This window comes from Mesorhizobium sp. M7D.F.Ca.US.004.01.2.1 (assembly GCF_003997785.1).
In the GTDB taxonomy this organism is placed as follows: domain Bacteria; phylum Pseudomonadota; class Alphaproteobacteria; order Rhizobiales; family Rhizobiaceae; genus Mesorhizobium; species Mesorhizobium loti.
Window position 1 is genome coordinate 1 of the sequence record NZ_RZRQ01000579.1, and the last position, 2,213, is coordinate 2,213.

Annotated in this window: 1 protein-coding gene and 2 pseudogenes; 2 read left to right on the top strand and 1 reads right to left on the bottom strand. The window is 63.8% G+C overall.

The genetic code is table 11. The annotated features are described in order from the left end of the window. A pseudogene (locus tag EN993_RS34975) lies at positions 1-762 on the bottom strand (hypothetical protein); the annotation flags it as partial. Between the two features lie 194 nt (positions 763-956). Here EN993_RS34975 and EN993_RS34980 point away from each other — a divergent pair. Then, entirely contained in the window at positions 957-1,886 is a 930-nt protein-coding gene (locus EN993_RS34980) for a neutral zinc metallopeptidase (RefSeq protein WP_109659994.1), read from the top strand. A 156-nt stretch (positions 1,887-2,042) separates the two neighbouring features. After that, positions 2,043-2,213: pseudogene (locus tag EN993_RS34985) on the top strand (TCR/Tet family MFS transporter); the annotation flags it as partial.

Here is a 2,213-nt window from a genome sequence, read left to right on the forward strand (position 1 = left end):
CCTGAGCACCTGCATGTTGAGTTCGAGGCGCATGATCTGCGACGAATTCAGCATGGCGCCTGACAGCGGCCCTTCGTCGGAGCGCAGCCAGGCGGCAAGCTGGTCGGGTGGTAGGTCCTTCTGGCCGGCGGCGAGCCAGCGCTGGGCAACATCGGCGCAGGACACATCGGTGGCGCTTGGCAGGTCCTTCGAGGCGCGGGCCTGCGCCTGCCTGGGTTTGGCGTTGAACACCAGGCTCATGGTCAGCGGCAGGCGCGAGGAAATGCGCTGGCTTGCCTTTCCCTTGGCCGGCTTTTCCGCCACCGAATAGTGGAAGCGGTAGATCAGCCGGATCTCGCCGCATTCGGTGTGGCCGAGATAGCCGCGATCCATGCGGTTGACGACGCCGGTGAGGTCCAGCGTCGAGCCGTCGTCATCGATGTATTTCGGGTTGAATTTCTGGCTGGCGTCCTTCGACTTCGCCATGGCAGCGACATAGGGGTCCGGACTGGTCTTCGGTTCGTCGGCGATCTGCTGTTTGACGGTGTCGCGCACCGTCGCCAGTGCCGGCACCGAAAACAGGCCGCGATTGTCGACCTCACGGGTGAGGCCGAGTGCCGGTCCGAGCAGACGGCTGATCGAGAGGCCGCCGCGCTCGAGCGCCTGCAAGGTGGCGGGGTCGGTGACGGCAACGCTGGAATCGAGCGTCACCGCGCCGGCGGCCCGCAAGCCGAGGCAAAACAACGCCGCAATCAGCGACAGGAACGAACCGATCCTCCTCAAGCCCAATACATCCCCCATTGTACGGGCAATGCTACAGGCCTCGCACACTCTCGACCAGAGCGCTGAGGCCGCCATGCCAGCACCGCTGCGGTCTGGAAAAATGCTGTGACTTGGCGCAACCATTGGGATAATTGTTTGTTGGGTTGAGCCGGCCTTGCCGGACAACGGGGAAGTTCGCAGCGCGAGGAGTTGCCATGCTCTGGAAGGGCCGTCGTCAGAGTGACAATATCGAGGACGACCGCAGCGACAGCGGCGGTGGCGGACTCGGTGGCGGCAGCCCTGGTCAGTTCCGCATTCCGATCGGCGGCCGCGCCGGTGGCGGCGGCAGCATCTTCCTTGTCATCCTGGTGGTGCTGGCTGGATGGTATTTCGGCTTCGATCCGTCGACGATCCTGGGTGGCGGCGATGGCGGCCTGCTGCCGGGCGGCGGCGGCCAGATCACCGACAACAGCGGCGGTAGCCAGGACAGCGGCGCCACACCGGCCAATGACGAGATGAAGCAGTTCGTGGCCACCGTGTTGGCCGAGACCGAGGACACCTGGACCGGCATCTTCAAATCGCAGGGGCTGACCTATGAGGACCCGAAGCTGGTGCTGTTTTCCGGCCAGGTCCGCTCAGCCTGCGGCTTTGCCTCCGCGGCGGCCGGACCGTTTTATTGTCCCGGCGACCACAAGGTCTATCTCGACATGACCTTCTTCCAGCAGCTCGACCAGCAGTTTGGCGCTTCGGGCGAATTCGCCCGCGCCTATGTGATCGCGCATGAGGTCGGCCACCACGTGCAGAACCTGACCGGCATCATGTCCAAGTTCAACCAGATGCGGCAAGGCATGAGCGAAGCCGACGCCAACCAGATGTCGGTACGCATCGAGCTTCAGGCCGACTGCTTCGCCGGCGTGTGGGCCCACTACACCGCGCAGAAGGGCATATTGGAGCAGGGCGACATCGAGAGCGCTCTGAACGCCGCCAAGCAGATTGGCGACGACACGCTGCAGAAGAAGACGCAGGGCTATGTCGTGCCGGAAAGCTTCAACCACGGCACCTCGCAGCAGCGGCAGACCTGGCTGGCGCGCGGCTACAAGAGCGGCAAGCTTTCGGATTGCAACACGCTGAGCGGCCCGATTTGACGAGACTGTTTCCCGAGATGACCTGACGGCCAAGACGCCGTCAGGGGATGTCAGGATGAAAGAATCCGGCCTGTTCCCTTATTGTTCCTTGCGGCCGGCTCGCCTATAAGGTGCGTCCGCCTGCGCCCCAGGGCGAGCAGAGGAGCTTGACCCATCATGATCGACCCCAAAACCGCCAGACGGGGCCTTGCGCTCGTCTTCACCACGCTGCTGCTCGACATTATCGGCTTCGGCATGATCATGCCGGTGCTGCCGGCCTATCTCCGGGAATTGACCGGGGTCAGCATCAGCGGAGCGGCGATCGAAGGCGGCTGGCTATTCTTCGTC